This window comes from Flavihumibacter fluminis, from assembly GCF_021491375.1.
Taxonomy (GTDB): Bacteria; Bacteroidota; Bacteroidia; order Chitinophagales; family Chitinophagaceae; genus Flavihumibacter; species Flavihumibacter fluminis.
The window spans coordinates 1-23,178 of record NZ_JAKEVY010000010.1 but is presented as its reverse complement, the minus strand read 5'-3'; the positions used below and the strand labels follow the sequence as shown (position 1 = coordinate 23,178).

Below are 23,178 nucleotides of genomic sequence, written 5' to 3'. Positions count from 1 at the left end.
TTTTTGTGTACATCTAAGCCAATAAATAACTTCGGTGTAGCGATCATTTGAGACTGCATAGTTCGAAATTTTAGTGGGTAATGAATACTTATACCACATCAAAAATTGGGCAGCTTAATTGATCGCTGTTACATAGATGCTTATCGTTGTCGGGAAATTAGCCTTTCAAAATTACGGCAATGAACACTGGCCAAACTAGTTTAATCGTCCTGCTTGGCAGCCATTTTAGCATTTCCAAAATTGTCTCTTTGTCATTGTCCTTATTAGTCCATCCGTATTGCGTTTTCATTACATTTAGAATATACGGTCTGTAAACTTTTTGCAAGCGCCAATTAGTTATAAGTTTTGCTGGTATAACAATGCATACATTTTTTCTTGTCTTACGGTGTCTGCCTATTACTTTAATCTTTTCGTATCCGTCACCCCATTTTGGCGGAAAACAGTAAACCTTTGTGTTAGGAGAAAAATGCTTCGTCCCACGTTTTATTTCTTTGTCAATACCAGTAGGATGCTCGTCAACGATATTGCCAACTAAACACCAAATAAATTTTGACTGGTCTTCAAGAGGTTGGTTGTCAATTTCAGTTTTGATATTGGCAACTGTTTTGCCCTTACTAAATATATTTTTTATCCAGTCAATCACATTGTATGTCGGTCGTTCTAACATTATCACAATTTACTCGCTCCCTTCCCCCCATTGCTTCGCCACATGAGTCCCATTGCGGGGAATCACAGGACAAGTATCACTAATATAACTATTCCACTATATTCCTGCAATACAGATAACCGTAAATAAAAAAGAAAACCCCTCCCGAACGCTTCATGAAGGCCTCACTAACGCTTCAATAATAGTAAAACAACAGTGTAATCGGTAAATAAGAATACAGATTTTTTTGGCAACAAGCCTGCAGAACTTTTGGCAACAGGGAATCAAGAGAAATTGGCAACAAGGAATGCAGAACTTTTTCTTTCCCCGGTCGCGGCCGGGGAAAGAAAAAAAGAGATTTGCAGGAAAATAGCTCCGGATTTATGAATGCATATGCGAAAAAACTCATGACTTATCATACGGTACATCAATTGCATCGGGATGGATTATCAATCTCCCGGATCAGCAAGGAACTGGTGCTGGATTGGCGTACCGTCAAAAAGTACCTGTCAATGACGGAATCTGACTACGAACAGTTCTTGCAGAACCAGTCGGAACGCAAAAAAGACCTTGAGCCCTATGTAGGCTTTGTAAAGGCCCGTTTGACGAAGTACACGGAGACTTCTGCTGCTCAAATACACGATTGGCTGAAGGAGCATTATCCTGATTTCCCAGCGGTTGACAGCAAAACGGTGTTCAATTTTGTTTGCTGGGTTCGTCAAAAATATCATCTGCAAAAGGTGGTTGTGCAGTGTGATTATGCTATGGTTGCTGAGAGTGCCTATGGTGCACAGGCACAGGCAGATTTTGGTAAATACAATTTTCCAAACAGCCAGTGAAAGCACTACCACCCGCTTCACTACTTAATTGTCGATACTGGCACATCAACAGGTATTTGCGTACCAGGAAGGTATTCCTGCTACGGTGGAGTATGATCAGGACCGGTTGTTTTTGGTCAGCAAAAACCATGGCGATCTTATTTTAACTGAAAAGTTCCGGTTCTACAGTCTGGATGCCGGTTTTGCACTATACGGAAATCAGACAACAGATCAGACACTATTGCCAACAGTTCCGCATGAATGGCATCCAATCGGAACTCGATGAACTGATCAAAGATGCTGAAGATCGCAACAGCGGCTACCTGGAATTTACGGTCAAGCTGTTGCAGGCAGAAGTCACACACCGCGAACGAAACGACCTGTCCAACCGACTACGGGTAGCCAAATTACCGCCCTCCAGTGACCTCGCTTTGTATGATCATGGCGTAGACAATGGCTTGACTAAAGCTCGCATGAACCAGCTCAAAGAACTCAATTGCCTCGATCAGGTTTATAATGTTATCCTGATGGGGCCATCCGGAACAGGTAAAACATACCTGGCAGCCGGCCTCTGCGCAGAAGCTGTCAACAAAGGGTATAAAGCCTACTTCCGGACCATGGATGAACTCATTACCATGCTGAAGATGAAGGAGATTACCCGAACTGCGAAGGGCGATTACAAACGGCTCTGTAAAGCAGATCTTATTGTCATTGATGACATCATGCTCTTCCCGGTAGAAAAAGCAACTGCCGTAACCCTGTTCAACTTTATCAATCAACTCTATGAAAAAACATCCTTCATCATTATTACCAACAAAAAACCGGCTGAGTGGGCTGAGATGTTAGGCGATGAAGTACTTGCTACCGCATTACTGGATCGATTACTCTACCGCTGTGAAATCATTAACCTATCAGGCAAGAGTTATCGTATCCAAAATAGAAAGACAATTTTCTCTGATTAATTTTTACTAGATCTGCATTCTATGTTGCCAAAAACTCTGTATTATTGTTGCCAATTCTTCTGCATTTTTAATTGCCAATTTTTCTGCATTATTAGTTCCTGATTACAGAAGCATGTAAGGTTAATTTTGATTGTTAGATAGCAACGGCAATTCCGAAGTAATCTGAACAAATGTACCTGTGCGGCTAAAAAAATAACCAAACTCAAGCATAGCACTACAAAAATCAGATCAGGAAAGGTATAATCACCGATAGCCACCTATTGATTATGTGAAACAAGTAACACCAATTGTAAAATCACTCTTTGAAAGCTATATGCCGAACAGGCTTGGGAATCTTATGTCCACTACCTATAAAAAACAGTCTAGAATGTCAGGAATAAGATTGAAAATGCTGATCCGAAATAAAAATTTCTCATTATAAATGGAGGTTAATTCATTAAACATCCCCAGATCAATCAAGTCCTCCTGTATTTATTTCTTAAAGCAATAACTTCTACTATTGAAACCCCATAAGTAATAGACCGGATACCAGCGGTTCCGTGCAACAGCTGCTTCATCTTGGTGCTTCACATCAACTAAGATTTTTTGCTTGCGGTTATTTTTTATTTATTTGTTTTGAGTTCTATAATTATTGGTGCGATTGAATTGTATTTTGCTTTGACATTAAAATTCATAACGGTGCTTGAGTATGAAATATTTTTTGTTGATATGAGTCTACTTCCTAAAGTTTTTTTCAAAGCAGTCGACAAATTTGCGGTCACTTTATAATACTCCCTAATCTGCGAAATTGTTTGAGACAAATCTGCAATTTCCTCTTTACTAAAAAGTATGCATAATACCTCTTTGTTAGTATTCAATTGCATTCCAGTTCTATTATTTGGAATAAATAACTCGCCTTTTGCAGAAGTAAAGAGCGGTGATTCATTAATATCAATTGAATTGAGATTTCCAAATTCTTTTCTTCTCGGAAAATGAATATTTGTATTGTTTAAACCGTCAATACTAAAAACGTACACATACTCATTTTTAATCCTGTTTTTTATATTTAATTGAAATATTTCACCCAAATTCCAATCTTGCTTAGCTGTAATATACTTATAACTTTCAGCCTTAATCATATTAACATCCTCAAGTCGGTTAAGAGTTTTGTCAAAATATCTGAGATTAACAGAACCTTCTAAAGTTACCATATCGCTTTCATGAATTTCTGGTAGAATTAGAATTGCAGCATAATGAGTATACACTATAAAATCATCGTATTTCATCCAAAAATATCCACCATCGCCAAACGAAGTACCCCAGCTATTTAATATTTCAAACATTCCTTTCTCGTCGTCATAGCCAACTATAACAACGGCGTGACCACCGTCATTCTTACCTCCACTTTGCCAAACAGGGTTCTCTTTAGTTATATATTTTGTAGAAAACATATTATTTGTTTCAAATCCAATTATAACAGGGAAACGGTCTTTAATTTTTTGTTTCACTGCATAAAGACGAGTCTGCTTGCTTTCATTGCCATAAAATAATGCCTGAAAATCTGCTATTTTGGTAGTTTCCAATGTATTAGAAGGCTGAGCATAACAGTCCTTCGGATTAAAAAGTGAAAAAACGCAATCTCCTTTCTGTTTTGAAAAGGTAAGAGCCTTATCAATATAAGCTCCATTGGAGCAATCAGAGATTTTTATTTGATTGTACAAATACAATGCAGAGAATGCTGAAGAGGTTATTTCTTCTTTATCTTTTATTGATTTTCGGATTGAATTTGAAATTGTATAGGCTCCATAACCAACCGACCAACCTACACAAGACCCCATATTACCCTGATTTCCAGGAGTAGGACAAAACTCTTTTAGGCTTACTTTTTGTGGAAGCAATTCGTCTTGAAAAGCTGGTCCTAAATACTGTTTTCTGACGTTCTGCTTAAATGCTGCATCGTCAAATAACAAACCCTTACCTTGCCCCATTGAAATTGAAGGGGTAAGACAAAGTAGTAATTTCAGTAATGAAAAATAATTCATCAAATTTTTACCAGACATAGTCAATTTCTTTTTGTTTTCCTTCTTTGTAATTTATTACAACTTTTAATGGAAATGTACCCCATATCTGAATGCAATGCTGAAAGGAGGTTTTTGCATCTGTAGATGTTGAAAAAACCTTCCCTTGACTTGCGCCCTTTCCAAAAGAATCATGTAAAAAATAATACCGAACAGATGAAATACGTGACAATTCTTTTTGAGAGGCAATTATTTTTAAACAGACATTATAATAATTCCGATTATTATTACTTCCCCAACCAAGTTCATATCCTTTACCTGCATATTTCCATTCCGCCTTTTTAGTTGTTGCATCATAAGTAAGGGCGTCTGAGGGTTCGGTTGAGCATTTTGCATCTAACCAGCCTGATTCGATTCCGAACAATCTTTGTTTTTTAGTAGGATAGGTTGGGCCAGTATTTTCTTTTACCAATAGTTCAATGGCACTTTTTGCATCTTCAATTCCAGCGCCCATTCTGCATAGCTGTACTGCTGCAAATTTATCTGCAGCAATTTCCATTTCTGGATTATGTTTTTCACTTTCCAATGGGTCATAGTTAACAATATGTCCAATTTCATGTGCTAGAACAAAGTATATTAACCAATCACTTTGATATCCTTTTAAATTCAATAAAAATCCGGGATTAATTAGAAGAATACGTGTTCCATTTTCATCTTGTGCAACCATCGCATTCTTGATATCTGCCTTTCGTATGACAAAACTCTTTTGGATACCAATTCTTTTTATCAAATTTCCAATTAACTCATTTGTGCGTTCATCTATATCATCAGTTTGAAATTCTGAAGGTAGTGGAACCTCGTCCAGCGCACAACCTCCAACAATTTTTAGTGTCTTTATTTGAGCAATCGCTCCAAATTGAATAAAAATCATAAATAGTATTATAGACGCTATTTTTTTCATTAAATAAAGTTTTAGTTAAAAATAAAAAAAATATTTGGCTACCAAAAATGACTACCAACAATGTGTAAGCTTCCCCTAAAACTGGACCACTATGGATTAGAGTCAATTTGTTTTTCAACTATTTTATCCACAAAGCGGTTCCCTTCAAATTGTAAAGGTTTACCGGTCACCGCTTGTGGATAAAGCAGCAGATCTTCCTTCCGGCTTTGGTAATACTTTTCAGCATATCGGAATGGTGATAAATAGCCCAGTGATTTGTGCGGTCTTTCCAGGTTATAATCCATTCGCCATTCTTCTGCCATGATCCTGACTTCAGCAAGACTCGAGAACAAGTAGGCATTCAGCAGACCGCGGCGTATGCTTCCGTTCTGTCGCTCAACAAAGGCATTCTGGGTTGGTTTTCCTGGTTGGATATATAGTAACCTGATGTTTCTGGATTCGCACCATTCCTGCAGCAGGCAGCTGATAAATTCCGGGCCATTGTCAAACCTGATGCACTTAGGCATGCCCCTTTCTGCTGCCATTCGTTCCAGTGTACGGATAACACGGCGAGCGGGAAGAGAGGTATCAATATCGATGGACAAAGATTCCCGGTTAAAGTCATCAATAACATTGAAGAGACGGAATCTCCTGCCATCCGTTAGTGCATCACTCATAAAATCAATGCTTCAGACTTCATTAGGTGCATCCGGTATAGCAAGTGCTTCCATGATCCTGGCTGGTAGCCTACGTTTGGGTTTGCGGCGAATGTTGAGTTTCATATCGGTATAAATCCGGTACACTTTCTTATGATTCCATTGATACCTTTTGTTTCTGATCCGATGGTAGGATTGCCAGAATCCAATATCAACGTGCTTATCTGTCAGTGGTGTCAATACCTCCTGTACCGGAGCATCGTCTTTGGGCTTTACCTTGTAACCGTTAGTTGAACGAGGGATACCTACGATTATACACGCCTTTCGGAGACTCAGTTGCTCTTCTTCAATAAGAATATCAACTGCCTCCCGTTTCTCTTGGGGCGTTACAATTTTTTTTCGATGAGATTTTTCATGGCCCGGTTCTCAATACAGAGCGCCGCAAACATCTTTTTGAGTTCAGCATGTTCAGCTTCCAGATCCTTAAGTTGCTTCACATCACTGGCTTCCATGCCACCATACTTGGCTTTCCAGTTATAGAACGTGGCATCACTAATACCCATTTCACGGGCAATGTCCTTAACAAGCATGCCCGCTTCCTGCTTCTTCAGAGCGGCAACAATTTGGCTTTCGGAAAATTTCACCTTTTTCATTTTCGAGATTTAAAGTTAACAATTCAAGTAATTGATAACTCTAATTCCTCTGGCCGAATAATGGGGGAGCTTACAATTGAGATTGATTATTCTTTAAAAAATAGCTGGGTGATATGGGTTTTGAACCATTTAATCAATGGACACGGCAAGCCACAAAAGATCAGAATGGATAATTGACCTGAGTTTATATCAAAGTTGACACAATCCTGGAGCTAAGCTTATGGGATAGATTTTAAGTACATCCAGCCGGGTAAACAATCCCATAATGCGTACGTAGAACGATTTAACAGAAGCTATCGGGGACATGTACTAGATGCCCATTCGTTTGATAACCTGAACCAGGTAAGAGAGTTATCCGAGACCTGGGTTGCTGATTACAAAAATCATCGGCCACATGATTAACTAGATGGGTTACCACCCAGGTGTACCGGAAAAAATGGACAGTTCTACAGGCCTGCTTTCCGCTTTGGTTACGCCTTCGCTACAAGCAGGCCTGTAGAACCCAAGGAAAATTATAGTAATAAAGCGTACTCAAAATGGGGAGCCCTCACGACAACGGGTGCTGTATCGCTGTCATAAACCAACGCGGCAAGTTATTTATCGCTTCTGGGAGCATCGCTGTCGGGTTCAGCGGCTGACAGCTTGCGAAGGTATTTTCGGATAGTTTTTATACTTATGGCGGTGCGTCGTTTGATCTCCTATTTTAATACGCCATCAGCGGCTAATTGTTGAACCTCTTTGAATCAATTCATTTCCAGTGGTTTTAGTAACATGCCCGCCCTCCTTATTAAGTGAGAAACAAAATGAACACAAAAGCCTAACTTCAAACTCTAGGGGGGGGATACCATTAACCTGAATCTACAGTAGACACTAGTAAATTATACAATTCAAACCCCATAAGAAATGGTAAGCCTATCGTATTTGAGAGCAACTGCTGCACCATCATTGGCGCTTCGCACCCAACGTAGCATTGTTGCTGCATTCTATTTTAGTTTCATCTAAAGGTTAAATGTGTAAGCCCAACCTAACATATTTAAAAAACTAACCATAGAGTATTCAGTTACACATGTTGGGTGATAATTATTTTTAATTAAAAATTTGTCATTATTGTACCCTATAATTGTTACAATGTGATTTCCCATAGAACTGGTCGTCCTTGGTATTTTGCTAATGTCGCCCCAATCACAAGAAGCTTTAGGTTGTTCTATTGAGCAAATAATTGGTTTTCCTTTTAATAGCTCTGATTTGAAATAATAAATAGTCTCATTTGTAATCTCTTGTCCAAATTTAAATATCTCATTTACTGATTTAATTTTTTGTAAATGTAGATTGTAGTGATTAAACTGTTTAAAGCATTTGATTATCTGTTTATGTCTAGTGTAAGGAAATTCTGAAAATTTGACTGTACCATATTCTTTGAGAATATAAAAAACATAATCCAAATTTCCGATTATTTCTGCAGTGTCGTTATAGATTGCATGATTTACACGCTTGTTAAAACTATCTATTCCCAATTTCTTTATAAGATAGCTTTTGTAACCATCAACATAACCAAAAGAGAATATTGAGGAGCTATCAAGGTTACTACTTTTTGAATATGCGATTTGGATGGTCAGTGCAACATAAGCTGCAGAATATGCGTAACAATTTGAACCGTCTTGACGAGTAATTTTTGGAGCAAATTTCTCTAAAGTAAATACTGGTTGCGAAGTTTGGGAAATTGAATATGTCATCCTAAATAACAACAATACAAAAAGGAAATATTTTTTCATAATTGAATTATTATCTTTTAACGACTATGCCAGCTTGAAAAAGTGGACTTGTCCCTTCAGAAATAGTGTATGAACACATTGCACCAAAGTTATTACCTACGGGAATAATCATTGTCGTTTCTAGTCCTAAATAACTTCCTTTTTCCTTACCGAAAACTTTATTGTACTTAGTCTTGTCAAATAAAGAATAGCTTAATTCTGTGCTCAAATTGAAGGCACCTCCACCAATTAATTCAAATCCCTCGAATTCTAAACCCCCAGTTATTCTAAATTGACTAAGGGTTATAGTTTCTTTATCATCTCCTACATCAGAAAATCCATTAAATTTTCCGCCAGCCGTTCCCCAAAAGCGAAAGAAATTGTTATTTTTTAAATTGATGCTCCATGTCGGAGATACAGCCACACTAACACCTTGTGAAGATTGTGCAAGTGCCGTTAGTTCTTTTGTTACATCTTCATTGCTTAATGCACTAGTAATTTTTGACAAATTACCAATAACTAATAAATTAAACTTATCGCCCCCAAATTGCTTAACATTACCTAATGTCACTTTTCCTGCTCCAACAACATTTTCAGTTCCTCCTTCGCTGTCAAAATTATAAGCTAAAACAGCTCCAACCCACATACTTAATGAAGAACCTGATTTTTGTTGCTGTTGCTGTTGTTGTTGTTGTACTCTGGTGCTAAAAAGTCTCTGTGAAAAGACTAATTTTGAGTTAGTAAAAATCAGAACGACGACAAAGATTTTTTTTCTCATGATTGTTATTTTTTTGGGTGATTAAATAATTTTATTAGTTGTGATTGTTTGTTGTTCAGAGTCAACTTTCACACAACGATTTATTTACGAATTTAGACCCCTAATTAAGATTTATTCTATACATTTTATATCACCTTCTTCTGTGATCGGTAAATAAGAATACAGAGATTTTGGCAACAAACCTGCAGAACTTTTGGCAACAAAGAATCCTGAGAAATTGGCAACAAGGAGTGCTGAACTTTTTCTATCCTCTGCCGCGGCCGGGGATAGAAAAAAAGAGATTTGCCAGAAAATAGCTCCGTATTTATGAATACATATGCGAAAAAACTAATGACTTATCATACGGTACATCAATTGCATCGGGATGGATTATCAATCTCCCGGATCAGTAAGGAACTGGTGCTGGATTGGCGTACCGTCAAAAAGTACCTGTCGATGACGGAATCTGACTACGAACAGTTCCTGCAGAACCAGTCGGAACGCAAAAAAGACCTGGAGCCCTATGAAGGGTTTGTAAAGACCCGTTTGACGAAGTACCCGGAGACTTCTGCTGCTCAAATGAACGATTAGCTGAAGGAGCATTATCCTGATTTTCTAGCGGTTGACAGCAAAACGGTGTTCAATTTTGTTTGCTGGGTTCGTCAAAAATATCATCTGCAAAAGGTGGTTGTGCAGCGTGATTATGCCATGGTTGCTGAGAGTGCCTATGGTGCACAGGCACAGGCAGATTTTGGTGAATACAATCTTCGTAACAGCCAGGGCAGGTACCACCACCCGCTTCACTACAGAATTGTCGATACTGGCACATCAACAGGCATTTGCGTACCTGGAAGGTATTCCAGCTACGGTGGTCTATGATCAGGGTCGGTTGTTTTTGGTCAGCGAAAACCATGGTGATCTTATTTTAACTGAAAAGTTCCGGTTCTATAGTCGGGCTGCTGGTTTTGCTCTTCACTTCTGTCGGAAAGGAGATCCGGAAAGCAAAGGGAAGATTGAAAATGCAGTGAAGTACGTGAAGCAAAACTTTCTGTATAACCGTCCTTTTGATGATATTGAAACCCTGAACCAGGAAGCATTAGCCTGGCTCGGTCGCACCGCAAATTGTCTTGCCCATGCTGTAACCCGCAAGTCGCCGCAAGCCGAATGGGACATTGAAAAGCACTACCTGCGTCCGGTGATTGCTGTTCTGGCAGCACCCGCCGACGAGCACTGGTACACGGTTCGAAAAGACAATAGCATCTCGTTCAAAGGCAATTTTTATTCCCTTCCCCTATGCACCTATAAGGGGAAAGGATCGCGGGTAAACTTGAAAGCGGAAGAAGGTCAGCTGCTGGTTTTTGATGAACCAGGTGTGCTACTGTGTACGCATCCGCTATCCGTTAGCAAAGGTCATAAGATCATCAACAACGATCACAAACGGGATAAAGGTATACGGGTGGAAGAACTGATCCGCCAGGTCTGCAGTATGCTGGAGGAGCCTGAACTTGGTGCAGCTTTTATGGAAGCTGTCCGCCAGGCCAAACCCCGCTACCTGCGTGACCAGGTACTATTGTTCCGCCAGGTCATTGAAAGCTATCCCCGGTCCATCATTCACCAGGCATTGCAATACAGTACGACGCACCGACTCAATAGTGCGGTAGACTTAAGAAGCGTAGCCGAACATCTGCACACCCAACAAGCAACAGAATCAGCTGGTGCAAGAATCATCCACATGAATCCCTTCACCGGTAAAATGCCAAGTGAAGCCTTTATTCAACCGGCTACCAGCTCCATCGCCGACTATTACGAACTATTTTAATGCAGCATCAACAATAATACAGACAAATGGAAACAAGACAACAAATCAGACACTATTGCCAACAGTTCCGCATGAATGGCATCCAATCGGAACTCGATGAACTGATCAAAGATGCTGAAGATCGCAACAGCGGCTACCTGGAATTTACGGTCAAGGTGTTGCAGGCAGAAGTCACACACCGCGAACGAAACGACCTGTCCAATCTACTCCGGGTAGCCAAATTGCCGCCCTCCTGTGTCCTCACTTTGTATGACCACGGCGTAGACAATGGCTTGACTAAATCTCGCATGAACCAGCTGAAAGAACTCAACTGGCTCGATCAGGTGTATACTGTTATCCTGATGGGGCCATCCGGAACAGGTAAGACATACCGGGCAGCCGGCCTCTGCGCTGAAGCTGTCAACAAAGGGTATAAGGCTTACTTCCGGACCATGGATGAACTCATTACCATGCTTAAGATGAAGGAGATTACCCGAACTGCAAAGGGCGATTACAAAGGGCTCTGTAAAGCAGACCTTATTGTTATTGATGACATCATGCTCTTCCCGGTAGAAAAAGCAACTGCCGTAACCCTGTTCAACTTTATCAATCAACTCTATGAAAAAACATCCTTCATCATTACTACCAACAAAAAACCGGCTGAATGGGCTAAGATGTCAGGCGATGAAGTACTTGCTACCGCATTACTGGATCGATTACTCTACCGCTGTGAAATAACTAACCTGTCAGGAAAGAGTTATCGAATCCAAAATAGAAAGACAATATTCTCTGATTAATTTTTACTTGTTCTGCATTCTATGTTGCCAAAAACTCTGTATTATTGTTGCCAATTCTTCTGCATTTTTAATTGCCAATTTTTCTGCATTATTAGTTCCTGATTACAATAGGGTGTCGTTTAGGGTCATCGCCACAAATTAACTCAGCAATTTTTTCTTTTGTAGTCGCATCCATTTTGTTAGTCTTGGCAATGAATTTAAGTTTGATATTTTAGCAGTTATTACATTCCATAATACTGCTTTATTAATGTCGCTATCAGGTTGGAAGAAATGCCAGTTGCAATTTTGCCAACGCCATTCAATGATTTATTAATAACTTTTGAAATCCATCCATTAGACTTTTCTCCTAAAATTGCTTTTTCCTCGTTTGGTTTTTCACTTATTACTATTTTACTTATTTCAGCTATGTCCGCTTCGTCGATGCCTTGGTCTCTTAGTTCTTTTTGTAGTCGTGCTATATCACCTTTGTAAAGTGCAACATTGCTATCTATCTTATTTTCATTTCCGGTATTTATTAATTTACCGTCACCGGAATTATTTATTGTTGTATTCATTTGATGAATTATTGTTTGGTTATTAGTTTCGGCTTTTTTATTGAATGAATCAATTTCAATATCATATCCAAAAGTGTCAGATATTGACATTACGAAATCTAAAAGTTTTGTCCTTATCGCATTTGGAATTTCAACAACAATACTGGCATTTCCTGCTAACTTTGCACCAACTACATCAATTCTTACGTCGGCTTGATAAAGTTTCCGAGCTGGTTCTTGTAAAATATGTAGCATCTCCATCGGTAAAGGTGTAACTATTTGTCCACCTGAGTCACTTTTTTCATTTTCCCTTGCAATCTTTTCAATTGCTGCAATTCCTTCCCGTACATAAACATATTTAAAAGCCTGCCTGTACGGTTCCTCAATCAATGAGAACGGAAGCTGTCGTGAATGTTGATTATAGTAAGTTTGCAAATCAATGTAAAGTGTCCCGATAGTTCTTCGGTAGTCCGGTATAGTTTCTTTGTCACGATACCCATTCAATTCATTCTGTGTGTAGTCAATTAAATCTTGGTTTTTAATAAGCCTCCCAAAATAATTTAGCTTCATTAATGGGGCAGATAAACTTTTATCTGTATTAACTAAATCATCAATGACTTCTTGAAGTAAAAATGTCTTTTTCATGTTGAATAAGCTTGTCTACTTACATTACCGCCAACGACCGAGTGTTGCCGAGGGCTAGATATTTGATGCTTGTCCTGCCCGGAACTGCAGCCGAATACTACTTTAAAAAGTTGAAGTTAACAGATAAATGCCGATTAGAATTCCGTCAAAACGGGATAAAGAACAGTAGCAATTTGCTGCTCATCGATTTTCCGTCCGCCCCGCTTTTAGCAATACTTATATTAGCTGCTGTTTTTCTTCTATTTGTCATTTTAAACTGGCGTATAATGTGCGGCATCCTTGAGATTGATTGCACCGCAATTGCAACGAATATACTCAATACTGTCAGGTTTGTCGTAATGGACATATGATTTGCAAGAAGTACAAAAAATCATTTGTTCGATTTCTAACCATTTGTTGAAAATTGTAGTAATCTCGTCTGTGGAAAATGTAATTGCTTCATTTTTCCAATGTACACAATAGTTTCTGAAAATTGTTCCGCTTTCAAACTCGTCAAATAATACCGAAAGCTTGTGTCGATTGTTTGCAAGTTTCAATTTGTCCTTGAATCGTTTTACAAGTGGATCGTAAAATTCAGAAAGTGTGTAAACATTTTCGACTTTGTAAGCAATTGGAGTTTTCATGTTCTCGTTTAGAATTCCAAAAGTCCACTCCAAGTATCTTCCTAAAGTTTGACCTGCAGTAATAGCATTATCATCTTCAAGGTATGCCTGTATGTCTTCTAAATAATTTTTTGAAAGCTTGAATTTTGGTCCTGTTGCATAATCCCAAGATGTAAACTTGTAGCGTTGCCATTCTGGAAATTTTCTTGAAACTGTGTCAAAGAAAATTTGATCATGAGTAATCATCAAAACTTGAAAGTCACTGAATTTTGAAGCAATAAGCTGCGCTACTCTCGGGCGTTTAAAACTGTCAAAACTGTTTACAACATCGTCCAAAATAAAGAATTTAAATTCATAATTGAAACGTTTTACTGCTGCAAGAAAAATCGCAAGGCCAAAACTGTTCACTTGACTTTCACTTAAAAATTTGAAAGCAGGTGTAATCTTTTCAGAAGCAAATTCAATTTCCAATTCTACTGCTTTGTCTTTCCCCGTAATAAGTTTTAAAGCAGGATTTTTAATATCAGGATTTGAATTTTCTAATACATTAAAATACTCAACTACATCAGATGAAATTGCTGAAAATGTATTATTAATTTCTGTCTGTATGTAGGAGGTAAGTATGTTAAAGAATGTTTGTAGGTTGTCACTTATCCCTTTCAGGTATGCAACTTTTTCTTTGCTGATTGAATAACTCTTAAAATGGTCAATAAGGTTTGAAATATTTGTATAGTCTTGTGCTAAGGTTTTCGTTGCCTCATCTTTTGATAATCCTGCTATTTTATCTGCAACGAGCTTTTTGCTGGCTTCCTCACCTGAAATGATTTCATCAATTTTTGATATTGCTGTATCACTACTGATTGAAATGGCAGTTAAATCTTTAAGTTGTTTCTTAACCGTTGATATTAAAGTTGGGAGTGTAGAGTTGATTTTTGCAATATCTTCAAACAAAGTATGAAATGCATCCAAAACTACTGAACTGGTTTCTGATTCTATGACGGCTATCTTTTTTGAAATACCTTCAAACTGTTTTTCAAGGATTGATTTCTTGTTCTCAAATTCAGTTTTCTTTTTTGTAAGGGTGGAAAGTGAATTATGCTTTTCTGTTACATGCTTTAGTAAATCACCTTCAAATGTCTCGTCGCAAACAGGGCATTTAGACTTATCATCAAGTTTAGAAATAACTTCAATGCTCTGTTCGTAAAGTGCAGAAAGAATAAGTTGTTTTATACTTTCCTCATTCTGTTTTAAGTCAGTAAAAAGTGTTTCAAGATCGAGGCAATTTACCCTTGCCGTAGAGAGTGGATAAAATTGATTTTGTTTCGCCTGAAATGCTTTCCACTCTGTTAGTTCTTTTGTTACCGGATTCTTTTGAACAATTTCTTGTAATCCTTCTTTTACAGTCTCCGCTTCTTTGAATAAAGTTATTGATGCTATCTTATGGTTTGATGCAATAGTATTAATATATCTGACTATGGTTGCCTCATCTACTTCAGTTTGCCCTGTAATAGCATTGATTATATCTCTACTTGTGTCAAAAGTACTTTGGAGAGATTGAAGATTGGTAGTTTGTTTATTGAGAGTTGCTTGTAAATTGTCTTGAAGCAGTGAAAACTTTTCAAGTCCAAAATATTTTGCGATATATTCATATCGTTCTGCCTTCCTTTTATTACAGATGAACTCGTTAAGGTCTGTATAGCGTAAGTAATTAGGATAAGTACTTAATGCTTTGAACTCATTGTATTCTCCTGAAGTAGTAGGCGTTGTTAGTTTTTTCGGATTAAATTTCGCTGTAGCACTATTGATTGTAGGATGTTGGAACTCAACTGAAATGTAGCTGTTGTTTCCATCAGTTGCTTTATGCGGAAAGTCAGTTAATAAAATCCCTTCTCTCCTCAATGTTTCAATATTGAATTTATGTAACCATTCCCATGCGTCAACTATGGAACTTTTTCCGGTTCCATTTCTACCATAAATTAATGCAGAAGTTGTTCTACCACCTTTTACAAAGTCAATAGAAACAGGAAGGCGAAGACCCCTGAAATTTTCAATTGTTATCTTCTTTACTTTCAACATGTTTAATAAAAGTTTTTTTCACTTCTTCCTCTTTAAGTTGAAGTCCTTTGTCAATTGCTCTTTCAAATTGTGCTATATTGAAACCATTGTCAGAAATAAAGCCTTCGAGTTTTGTAATGAAGTCATTTAGTTCAGGTTTCTCCGTTTTGAGTTCAGTTATCCAGTCTTTGAGTTCTTTCATAATATTTTCCTTTTGTTTAGTTGGAGTTTGTCAACATAGAATAACAGCTAACGTTCAGGGCTTGGCGTTCGGTGGGGTAATTATTGATGTCCCGCCTGAATTAATGCCCATATATTAATTATTGTTGAATTACAATTCTTAATCTGAATTTGATTCAGCTGCCGGATTAAATGTTTTATTATAGTAAAAGCTGATAATTTGTTCGTCGCGCCCCACTGACGCCAAGCAACTATGTAAAAGCGGTAACTTGAAGTATCAATTATTAACCTGCAGTACACTTACAGTGTCTGCCCTAAAATTTTGGTTATGGAAATTCAAGTTACCGCCATGCCTAAGTTATATATTGGTCTGGACATTCACAAAAAAAGCTGGTCTGTACACTTCCGTACAGACATTTCTGATCACCGTGGTTTTACCATGCCGCCTGTTGCTGACAAGTTGGTCGAATATGTTTCTATTCATTTTCCTGATCATGAGGTGTCTATATGTTATGAGTCAGGTAGTTGCGGTTTTTCAGCAGCACGTTATTTTGTCTTATGTGGTTGGAATACAGTGATTGTAAATCGTGCTGATGTACCAAAGATTCAAAAATTGCAATTTCAGAAAACTGATAGAATAGATTGTAGGATGCTTTGCGCAGCTCTACAACGAAATCAACTAACAGCTATTCATATACCTACTGTTGAACAAGATGAATTACGAAGTTTGGTACGGCATCGTAATTCCGTGGTCAAACAGATCCGACAAATTAAGCTACAAATAAAAAGTATGTTGCTTTATCATGGGATTAATGTCCCAGAAGAGTATGACAACCCGAACTGGAGTAAGTCATTTCAACAATGGCTGTACAATCTTCATTGGGCTCATCAACCAGCTCAGTATAGTATGCACAGTAAGCTACGAATTCTAAAATCATTACATGCTGAATATTTGCAGGCAGCCAATGAATTACGAAGTTATTGCCGGCGTAATCATAACAAAGATTACTATTTATTAAAAAGTATTCCGGGAATAGGAGGGTATCTATCCGCTGCCCTTATTGGCGAATTGGGTCATATTCGTCGATTCTCCAATGAAGACCAGTTCAGTTCCTATATCGGTTTGATTCCTGCCATTCGAAACAGTGGTAGTAGCGAATCAACAATTTGTATTACGCCACGTAGTAAAACATTGCTTAGGAGCTACCTAATAGAAGCCGCCTGGATAGCGATCCGACTTGATCCTGAAATACAAACGTACTATCGGCGTCATTTTGGAAAAAACACTAAGAATGTAATCGTTAAAGTAGCTCATAAAATGGCAAAAAGGATACTGTCAGTAATAAAAAACGGCCAACCTTATCAGGTTAGTAATAAAAATCATTCTGCTTTAGAATCCGCATAATTATTTCAGGAGCAGACTGCAAAACATGGGTGGTGGTCTGAAATTAAAACCGGAGCCACACCGCAAAGCAGGCAGCTGTTCCTTTTTTACTTTAGAAACAAACAGTTGCCTGCAGCTGTCCTACAAATGATAGACTGCATATAGGAGCCTGGATTTAAAGCATTAAATGAAATACAATTTCCGCTGTGTCTTTGAATGATTGCAGGGGCATCTTGTCATGTGCCAGCATTATAAAATGCAATCATTCAAATCCCCAACGTTGTTAAAATAAATTGGAATTACCGCTCATCACCTATGTTTTCTGTACAAAAATGGATAAAACCATTCCTAACGCTTTACATAGGAACCCGTGTTAGCTCTCGTTTTTCTTTCTCTCTTCTGCTTCAATCAATGGTCTATGCCAATCCCATAGTTCATCCAATGTTTTGAAATTGTCAGGAATAGGATTACTACTTCTAAATGCTACTTTTGGTGTCATTGGTTGGTAATGGCTAAAATAGCTCTCACTTGTCCTTCTCGGATTGTATGCCAACGATGAGCCAAAATAACTGTCTACTACATCATAATGATGAGAATGAATAAAGCCATTCCAGCGCTTTCTTAGTTCTTTTTCAGGAACAATATCGATTATTTCAAATTGTTCCATTGCTCTATCATCAGGTGTTCCCCAAGCATTGTTCAGAAGCGAAACTGCTTCAACATCTGAAACAGGTGCTCCATATCCGAAAATTGTGGCACGAACAGTCCCACTATCTTTACTTAACCAATATTTTACTCTGTCCCATTCGAGATTTATAAACTCATCGTCAGTATAATTTTTCTGCTCTACAGGATAAAGTAGTTTTGTTGGTTCAAAAACACCGCCATCACGTCTCATTTGATAGCCTACAGGTCCACATCTTTTGTCCTCCTTGCTATATCCAATGGCCACATTTCCATGTAAAAATGAAAGTCTTGGTAAGTCCTTGGTGAACTCTCTATTTCTAACCCAAGCTTGATACAAGAAAGGGTCCCAATTAAATGTTGCAATTAAGTCCTTGCCGCGTAAGGAAAGAACTAAATAGTCATAAATTGTTGGTTCCTCAGGTAGTTGCATGTTGCCGAAGTAATCATTAATTCGTCTTTCTATTTCAATTAAAATTTCAGATGTTGGGTCGTTTTTATGTAAGTTTCCGTAAAGTGTCTCGAAATTTTTTGCCTGTAAATTTTCGGGTATAAGATTAATTAAGTCATTCAATCCAACGATGTCAATGAAATTGTCCATTGATGGCAAACGTTTACCATTTTTCTCAGGGTTTCTGTATGTCGATGCAATACTTGCACCTGCTCCTAAAATGACAACGTGTCCACCGCCTCCATAGACTTGATTAATTCCTTCTTCTTTTGTCATTCCAGTCATAGGTTGTGTCTGTTTTAAAATGAGAGCTAACGTTAAAGCATTGGCGATGTGGCGGTATTCTGTGTCCCGTCTGCCCAGTGCCGCTGCTGATTAAAGATACAAAAGCTCATTGTTTATTCTGTTGCTCGGCGTTATTCGTCTGTCGAAACCGAAACTGAATAACGAACAAAAAGCTGAGAATATATTCGTCGCCCCGCCATATTGCCAATGCAATGTTAGCAGCTGTATTATTACGCTTCCACATATTTGTCGCTATTAATGTCAATAGTCCACAATTCATGTATGCGATTAATTTCCTGTTCTTCAATTAGGTCAAGTCGTGATTGTTTTTGTGCATAAAGAAGTTTGTCGAGAATAATTTCTCGCCCTTTAAGTGTGATTGGACCAAGTCCAGGAGTTCCATTTCTTCTTACAGTCGAACGGTATTTAGGGTTGTCCCTAAATTCAACTAACCAATTTCTAAATTTAAAAAGTTCGTCAAGATTGTCATGTCCGTTTGCAATCATACTCTCAACTGATTTGTCTTTGCGGACAACAGTACATGTCCAACAGCCAAATCTGCCTTTACCACATGGTGTACCCTTTGTTTCTTTGTAGACAGGGCATTCACTACCAGCATCTTTATAAATTTGTCCAATTAATGAATGGTCAATGCTATAGGGAAAAGCATTATACTTCAAGGTTGACCAAATATCTTTAAGAGAATAATTTACAACAGGACTGAATATTTTCGTCTTTGTTGATGAGCCTTGGTTTAAATAGTACTTTGAATTGGTATTGTGTCTTTTTATAGTCTTATCTCTTTCTGTACTTTCTCCCATACGAACCCCCAAAAGAACTACTGAATTTTCGTTTGGATTGATAATGCCTTTAACTGGATTAATTCTTAGTCTATCCGTACACCATCTAAAAATGTTTGTTGGCGGTGGATAGCCACGACCTATAACTTTTACAAAATATCTGTCATCTAGCTTTGGCTTAACAATATTGAACTTTAATGGAAGTCTTAAGTCTTTAGCTTCTGTCTCAAGAGATTTTATTGTGTCCTTTACATAAGAAGAAATTGTTGGAATTTCCACTCCGGTGTCACAGTAAATAACTGTCACATTTTTGTGGTGATTTTGAATTTCAAGTAATGCATTAAAGACAAGTGTCAACAAGGCTGAAGAGTCCTTTCCTCCACTATATCCTAAGAACCAAGGGTTGTTGTCTTTTTGATATTCCTTTTGTATTAAAGCAATAGCCCTTTTATCTTTTGATGAGATTGGGTTAAGGCAATTGCTGCAAAATTTCATCGACTTTAGTTTCTAGTTCTTTTAATTTAGTTGTTTCTATAAATTCCAACTGCTCGTTTCCAATATTAATATGTTTAAAGATGGTTAGAATGTGTAAAAGAATTGCTATAAGGGCAATGCCAGCAAATAAAATTCCCCAAAGCCAAACTTCCTTTTGATGAAAAACTAATTTTCCTGCAATTACATAAACTATTGCCGAAAACGTTGAGATTATAAATGCATCTGCAGTAGAAGTCCAAAGAGCTCCGTTAAAATATACATTCTCACTTTTTGCAGTCAACGATTTATCATTATCAATGAAATTGTAAAAAATATTCTTTAATCTTTTTTTATCCTTTAAAAAATTGTGCTGTGCTTGACTTAAAGGCTTTGGATAGAGTTTCAGCAAGGAATTCATAATGTTTAAGTCAATCCTTTTATGTGAAGCATTGGTGACGAAATAACGAAAATTATTAATGTGGTAAAAAGCTCCAATTCCGACAGCTATCAATGTCAAAAAGCTATAGGATAGCCAACCTTGATTGATTGTAAAATTTTGTCCTGCGAACTTTAAAAGTGGCAAGAATTCCAAGACTAAAATAAGTCCTGGTACAAAAAGTCTGATGAATTTTAGAGTAGTTCTGGTCATAAAATATAGCTGCTAACTCTTATAAAAGTATCCGACTGGCCCCCCTTAAAGACCCCGGCGATATAAAATAATTCCGGGGCCATTCGGTATACTTTTGCGTTGACTGACGTTTGTTTTTTGTTAGTTGTTGTGTAAGGTGAAAAGTATTCTGTTGAGCAAGTCCTGTTGTTGACTTTTATTCGAGTGTTACTTCAAAAATAATTTCTTTTTCCTTTCAGGCACCTTGATCATACGAGATTTTCCGAGCTGTTTTTTAATTCCTGATAAATCTTGTGGTGATTTATTTGTTTGAACCGCCATTTTTTTTGGTTAATTGCAAAACGAAGCCTCCTGCCTGAGAGCAGTAATAGTTGATTTATCTTTTTGCCTGTATATATTATCACCTGCCGAACTTTAACTACTATCCAACTCTGTTGGTTTATACGTTGTTTGCAACAGCACCATACTCGTTTTATGACAACAGCAACACTCATTGTAGCGGACTCCATACATTTCATATAACCGGACCTGCCAGGGAGTTTTACAGGAAGGCGGATGCGCTGGTATTTTCAAGACTGTTGTTACCGCTCTTAGATTGGTTTGCCTGCCTCTATTTGCCAGATAACCGTATGTCCTGATTTTCGTAAACCCTCTGGGTAAAATATGCTGCTCAAATCGCCGTATTAATTCTGCTGCCGATAAGCTCATGGTTTTCTGCTGTCCATTCCGGTAGTCCTTGTAGCGCAATACAACTTCCCCCTGGCTGCTACAAGAAAGGAGTCGCTGGTTGGATAGTGCAACTTTATGCGTATACGCAGCCAGATAGTTTACCACTTGCTGTGGACCTCCAAAGGGCTTTTTCGCATATACAACCCAGGACTGTTTCCATAACTGGCGCAGCAGTTCAGGATATCCTTCTTGCTGTTCTGTTGCTAAAACAAGGGCCTGTGTAGAAGCCAGGTGATTCAATTCTTTTATAAAAACCGACCTATACACTTCTGACATAGCTTTTACCGGAAACAAAAATTGACCTCCCACTCTTTTTAACGCTCTCCAGTTTGTTTGTTCTGTTCCATCAGCCAGTTTTTTCTTTATTATACCTCCTGCACTTACAATACAATGGATGTGCGGATGAAAACTGAGCTGTTGGCCCCAGGTGTGCAATACGGCCAGTATGCCGGGCTGAGCACCGAGATACTTTTTATCTTTTGCAAATTGCAACAAGACAGTTGATGCTGCTTTAAACAACAGCTTAAACAGCACCGAACGGTTTCCCAGGGCAATGGCGTTTAACTGGTGAGGCATTGTAAATACTACATGGTAATAGGGTACAGGCAAAAGTTCCCGTTGCCTGTCTTCCACCCATTGCTTTTTCTGCAAAGCGCCACACTGTGGGCAGTGCCTGTTGCGGCAGCTATGGTACTGATATTTCAGATTGCCGCATTCCTGATCATCGCACTTATATAAATGATACCCTAGTGCTTTCGTTCTGCAGCTTTCCAATTGATTCAGTACCTGGCGTGTGTATGCTGTTTGTCCAGTATATCCATGTGTGTGTAAGATATACTGCAGCGTTATCTTATTTTCTTGCATGATACTATCATTTGACTGCACCTGCGGTATCAAACAATAGATCATATGGATTTACAAGGGTCTTAAATCGCTTATCCGTGAGATGGAGATACTGCACCGTTTGCGCGATGTGGTGATGCCCCATCAACTGCTGTATAACCTGTAGATCTGCACCATTGTCCAAAAGATGGGTAGCAAAGCTATGGCGAAGGGTATGTATGGAATAATTTTTTGACTGCAACCCCAACTTTATAAGTGCCTGTTGCAAGATGTGCTGTATCGAGCGAGGGCTATATTTAATGCCACCTTTACTGCTGTTGAACAAATAAACTTTTGGTTTATACTGAATATAATAGAGTCGTAGTTCTTGTAAGAGTTGAATGGATAGCGGCACGTAACGATCCTTCTTTCCTTTTCCATCCACCACTTTTATTCGCATGGTTTTACTATCAATATCTTCCATTTTAAGATTGGCTGCTTCATTGAGGCGCATGCCGGTACTATATAAAAGAGAGATAATCGTTTTGTGCTTGATATTCTCGATGCTGTTAATGATTTGTCGTACCTCATCGGTACTCATCACGGCAGGCAATTTATTGCTGTGTGCCGGATATAGCACTCCTGGTATTTGATAAGGCTTGCACAAAACCTGCTTGAAAAAGAAAGCAATACTTTGTGCTGCCATTTTTGCCTTAACCCTGCTGCATTGTAACGTTTTGGTTAAATAAAAAAGATATTGCAGCGTCATTTCATAGGTAATGTCAGAAGGCTTGACATCGGGGTAATAAGCGAATAAAAACCGTAGCTCCTGTAAATAGTTACGCTGGGTAGCAGGGCTGTAGTGGCCTAAGCCAAGTAAATCTGATGTGCGTTGTAGCCCGTTGATCGCATACTGCGACAGTGTTTTTTTTGCATGATGAATAAATTTTATACCAAAAGTTACAAATCATCCTGCAGTTTTTCATTGCGAAGCAATGTTAGTTCAACGTATACGGCTTGGCGATAGGGTGGTATTTAAAAAGCATCAGGCCAAACCTTTGCTGATTTTATAAATAAATGTTCATTGTTAATTCTAATGCCAAGTTTTATACTTTAGTTGGATTTAATGTT

At 38.2% G+C, this 23,178-nt stretch carries 21 protein-coding genes and 2 pseudogenes; 8 read left to right on the top strand and 15 right to left on the bottom strand.

Translation table 11 applies throughout. From position 1 onward, the window contains the following. Window positions 1-157 precede the first annotated feature (157 nt). The gene (locus L0U88_RS20645; protein WP_234868754.1) at window positions 158-667 is read right to left on the bottom strand and encodes a hypothetical protein; all 510 of its coding nucleotides are present in this window, start codon (window positions 665-667) and stop codon (window positions 158-160) included. A 338-nt stretch (window positions 668-1,005) separates the two neighbouring features. Here L0U88_RS20645 and L0U88_RS20640 point away from each other — a divergent pair, with 338 nt between their 5' ends. The 3 genes from L0U88_RS20640 to istB (L0U88_RS20630) are packed head-to-tail and all read left to right on the top strand — an operon-like array spanning window position 1,006 to window position 2,426. Further along, a complete protein-coding gene (locus L0U88_RS20640; RefSeq protein WP_234868753.1) occupies window positions 1,006-1,485 on the top strand; it encodes a hypothetical protein in 480 nt (159 codons plus the stop codon). 28 nt (window positions 1,486-1,513) lie between these two features. Continuing rightward, the gene (locus tag L0U88_RS20635; RefSeq protein ID WP_234868751.1) at window positions 1,514-1,750 is read left to right on the top strand and encodes a hypothetical protein; all 237 of its coding nucleotides are present in this window, start codon (window positions 1,514-1,516) and stop codon (window positions 1,748-1,750) included. Further along, a complete protein-coding gene (istB, locus tag L0U88_RS20630) occupies window positions 1,722-2,426 on the top strand; it encodes an IS21-like element helper ATPase IstB (RefSeq protein WP_234868749.1) in 705 nt (234 codons plus the stop codon). Before L0U88_RS20635 ends, istB (L0U88_RS20630) begins: the two co-directional genes overlap by 29 nt. Window positions 2,427-3,028: 602 nt before the next feature. Here istB (L0U88_RS20630) and L0U88_RS20625 read toward each other — a convergent pair. The 3 genes and pseudogenes from L0U88_RS20625 to L0U88_RS20615 all read right to left on the bottom strand — a co-directional run. Next, on the bottom strand, window positions 3,029-4,465 hold the full coding sequence (locus L0U88_RS20625; protein ID WP_234868747.1) for a C1 family peptidase: 1,437 nt from the start codon (window positions 4,463-4,465) through the stop codon (window positions 3,029-3,031). After that, the gene (locus tag L0U88_RS20620) at window positions 4,455-5,384 is read right to left on the bottom strand and encodes a pYEATS domain-containing protein (protein ID WP_234868746.1); all 930 of its coding nucleotides are present in this window, start codon (window positions 5,382-5,384) and stop codon (window positions 4,455-4,457) included. The genes L0U88_RS20625 and L0U88_RS20620 overlap by 11 nt, the downstream gene beginning before the upstream one ends. Window positions 5,385-5,599: 215 nt before the next feature. After that, window positions 5,600-6,672 (bottom strand): annotated as a pseudogene (locus L0U88_RS20615) (IS3 family transposase); the annotation flags it as partial. Between the two features lie 225 nt (window positions 6,673-6,897). On the opposite strand from L0U88_RS20615, the gene L0U88_RS21185 reads away from it, so the two are divergent. Then, a complete protein-coding gene (locus L0U88_RS21185) occupies window positions 6,898-7,074 on the top strand; it encodes an integrase core domain-containing protein (protein ID WP_353620685.1) in 177 nt (58 codons plus the stop codon). Window positions 7,075-7,670: 596 nt separating this feature from the next. On the opposite strand, the gene L0U88_RS20610 is transcribed toward L0U88_RS21185, so the two are convergent. Next, a complete protein-coding gene (locus tag L0U88_RS20610) occupies window positions 7,671-8,444 on the bottom strand; it encodes a C1 family peptidase (RefSeq protein ID WP_234868744.1) in 774 nt (257 codons plus the stop codon). Window positions 8,445-8,454: 10 nt separating this feature from the next. Next, the gene (locus tag L0U88_RS20605) at window positions 8,455-9,201 is read right to left on the bottom strand and encodes a hypothetical protein (RefSeq protein WP_234868742.1); all 747 of its coding nucleotides are present in this window, start codon (window positions 9,199-9,201) and stop codon (window positions 8,455-8,457) included. Between the two features lie 306 nt (window positions 9,202-9,507). On the opposite strand from L0U88_RS20605, the gene L0U88_RS20600 reads away from it, so the two are divergent. From L0U88_RS20600 to istB (L0U88_RS20590), 3 genes are all read left to right on the top strand, one after another. After that, on the top strand, window positions 9,508-9,771 hold the full coding sequence (locus tag L0U88_RS20600; RefSeq protein ID WP_234868740.1) for a hypothetical protein: 264 nt from the start codon (window positions 9,508-9,510) through the stop codon (window positions 9,769-9,771). A gap of 163 nt (window positions 9,772-9,934) precedes the next feature. Beyond that, the gene (locus L0U88_RS20595) at window positions 9,935-10,999 is read left to right on the top strand and encodes a hypothetical protein (protein ID WP_234868738.1); all 1,065 of its coding nucleotides are present in this window, start codon (window positions 9,935-9,937) and stop codon (window positions 10,997-10,999) included. Window positions 11,000-11,025: 26 nt separating this feature from the next. Next, window positions 11,026-11,775, top strand: a complete 750-nt coding sequence (gene istB, locus L0U88_RS20590; RefSeq protein ID WP_234868737.1) for an IS21-like element helper ATPase IstB — start codon at window positions 11,026-11,028, stop codon at window positions 11,773-11,775. Between the two features lie 221 nt (window positions 11,776-11,996). On the opposite strand, the gene L0U88_RS20585 is transcribed toward istB (L0U88_RS20590), so the two are convergent. The 3 genes from L0U88_RS20585 to L0U88_RS20575 form a co-directional block, all read right to left on the bottom strand. Further along, a complete protein-coding gene (locus L0U88_RS20585) occupies window positions 11,997-12,953 on the bottom strand; it encodes an AbiTii domain-containing protein (protein WP_234868735.1) in 957 nt (318 codons plus the stop codon). Window positions 12,954-13,204: 251 nt separating this feature from the next. Next, complete coding sequence (locus L0U88_RS20580) at window positions 13,205-15,631, bottom strand: hypothetical protein (protein WP_234868733.1); 2,427 nt, start codon at window positions 15,629-15,631, stop codon at window positions 13,205-13,207. Then, window positions 15,603-15,812, bottom strand: coding sequence for a hypothetical protein (locus L0U88_RS20575; RefSeq protein WP_234868732.1), 210 nt, complete (start codon window positions 15,810-15,812; stop codon window positions 15,603-15,605). The genes L0U88_RS20580 and L0U88_RS20575 overlap by 29 nt, the downstream gene beginning before the upstream one ends. 306 nt (window positions 15,813-16,118) lie before the next feature. Between L0U88_RS20575 and L0U88_RS20570 the strand changes: the two genes are divergently transcribed. Then, window positions 16,119-17,195: an IS110 family RNA-guided transposase gene (locus L0U88_RS20570; protein WP_234868730.1), complete on the top strand. Its 1,077-nt coding sequence runs from the start codon at window positions 16,119-16,121 to the stop codon at window positions 17,193-17,195. Between the two features lie 352 nt (window positions 17,196-17,547). On the opposite strand, the gene L0U88_RS20565 is transcribed toward L0U88_RS20570, so the two are convergent. From L0U88_RS20565 to L0U88_RS21180, 6 genes and pseudogenes are all read right to left on the bottom strand, one after another. Beyond that, complete coding sequence (locus L0U88_RS20565) at window positions 17,548-18,594, bottom strand: hypothetical protein (RefSeq protein ID WP_234868729.1); 1,047 nt, start codon at window positions 18,592-18,594, stop codon at window positions 17,548-17,550. Between the two features lie 230 nt (window positions 18,595-18,824). Continuing rightward, entirely contained in the window at window positions 18,825-19,889 is a 1,065-nt protein-coding gene (locus L0U88_RS20560; protein ID WP_234868727.1) for a phosphoadenosine phosphosulfate reductase domain-containing protein, read from the bottom strand. Further along, a complete protein-coding gene (locus L0U88_RS20555; protein ID WP_234868725.1) occupies window positions 19,864-20,517 on the bottom strand; it encodes a hypothetical protein in 654 nt (217 codons plus the stop codon). Before L0U88_RS20555 ends, L0U88_RS20560 begins: the two co-directional genes overlap by 26 nt. A gap of 393 nt (window positions 20,518-20,910) precedes the next feature. Then, window positions 20,911-22,089, bottom strand: a complete 1,179-nt coding sequence (locus tag L0U88_RS20550; RefSeq protein WP_234868723.1) for an IS91 family transposase — start codon at window positions 22,087-22,089, stop codon at window positions 20,911-20,913. A gap of 7 nt (window positions 22,090-22,096) precedes the next feature. Beyond that, complete coding sequence (locus L0U88_RS20545; RefSeq protein WP_234868721.1) at window positions 22,097-22,687, bottom strand: tyrosine-type recombinase/integrase; 591 nt, start codon at window positions 22,685-22,687, stop codon at window positions 22,097-22,099. Window positions 22,688-22,708: 21 nt separating this feature from the next. Beyond that, window positions 22,709-22,954, bottom strand: a pseudogene (locus L0U88_RS21180) (phage integrase N-terminal SAM-like domain-containing protein); the annotation flags it as partial. Between the last annotated feature and the right edge of the window lie 224 nt (window positions 22,955-23,178).

Bases quoted from the DNA above. Each gene is read 5' to 3' on its own strand.
- L0U88_RS20555 (WP_234868725.1), bottom strand. From the start codon at position 20,517: ATGACCAGAACTACTCTAAAATTCATCAGACTTTTTGTACCAGGACTT.
- L0U88_RS20565 (WP_234868729.1), bottom strand. From the start codon at position 18,594: ATGACTGGAATGACAAAAGAAGAAGGAATTAATCAAGTCTATGGAGGC.
- L0U88_RS20560 (WP_234868727.1), bottom strand. From the start codon at position 19,889: ATGAAATTTTGCAGCAATTGCCTTAACCCAATCTCATCAAAAGATAAA.
- L0U88_RS20570 (WP_234868730.1), top strand. From the start codon at position 16,119: ATGGAAATTCAAGTTACCGCCATGCCTAAGTTATATATTGGTCTGGAC.
- L0U88_RS20580 (WP_234868733.1), bottom strand. From the start codon at position 15,631: ATGTTGAAAGTAAAGAAGATAACAATTGAAAATTTCAGGGGTCTTCGC.
- L0U88_RS20585 (WP_234868735.1), bottom strand. From the start codon at position 12,953: ATGAAAAAGACATTTTTACTTCAAGAAGTCATTGATGATTTAGTTAAT.
- L0U88_RS20600 (WP_234868740.1), top strand. From the start codon at position 9,508: ATGAATACATATGCGAAAAAACTAATGACTTATCATACGGTACATCAA.
- istB (WP_234868749.1), top strand. From the start codon at position 1,722: ATGAATGGCATCCAATCGGAACTCGATGAACTGATCAAAGATGCTGAA.
- L0U88_RS20575 (WP_234868732.1), bottom strand. From the start codon at position 15,812: ATGAAAGAACTCAAAGACTGGATAACTGAACTCAAAACGGAGAAACCT.
- L0U88_RS20645 (WP_234868754.1), bottom strand. From the start codon at position 667: ATGTTAGAACGACCGACATACAATGTGATTGACTGGATAAAAAATATA.
- L0U88_RS20610 (WP_234868744.1), bottom strand. From the start codon at position 8,444: ATGAAAAAATATTTCCTTTTTGTATTGTTGTTATTTAGGATGACATAT.
- L0U88_RS20550 (WP_234868723.1), bottom strand. From the start codon at position 22,089: ATGCAAGAAAATAAGATAACGCTGCAGTATATCTTACACACACATGGA.
- istB (WP_234868737.1), top strand. From the start codon at position 11,026: ATGGAAACAAGACAACAAATCAGACACTATTGCCAACAGTTCCGCATG.
- L0U88_RS20625 (WP_234868747.1), bottom strand. From the start codon at position 4,465: ATGTCTGGTAAAAATTTGATGAATTATTTTTCATTACTGAAATTACTA.
- L0U88_RS20605 (WP_234868742.1), bottom strand. From the start codon at position 9,201: ATGAGAAAAAAAATCTTTGTCGTCGTTCTGATTTTTACTAACTCAAAA.
- L0U88_RS20620 (WP_234868746.1), bottom strand. From the start codon at position 5,384: ATGAAAAAAATAGCGTCTATAATACTATTTATGATTTTTATTCAATTT.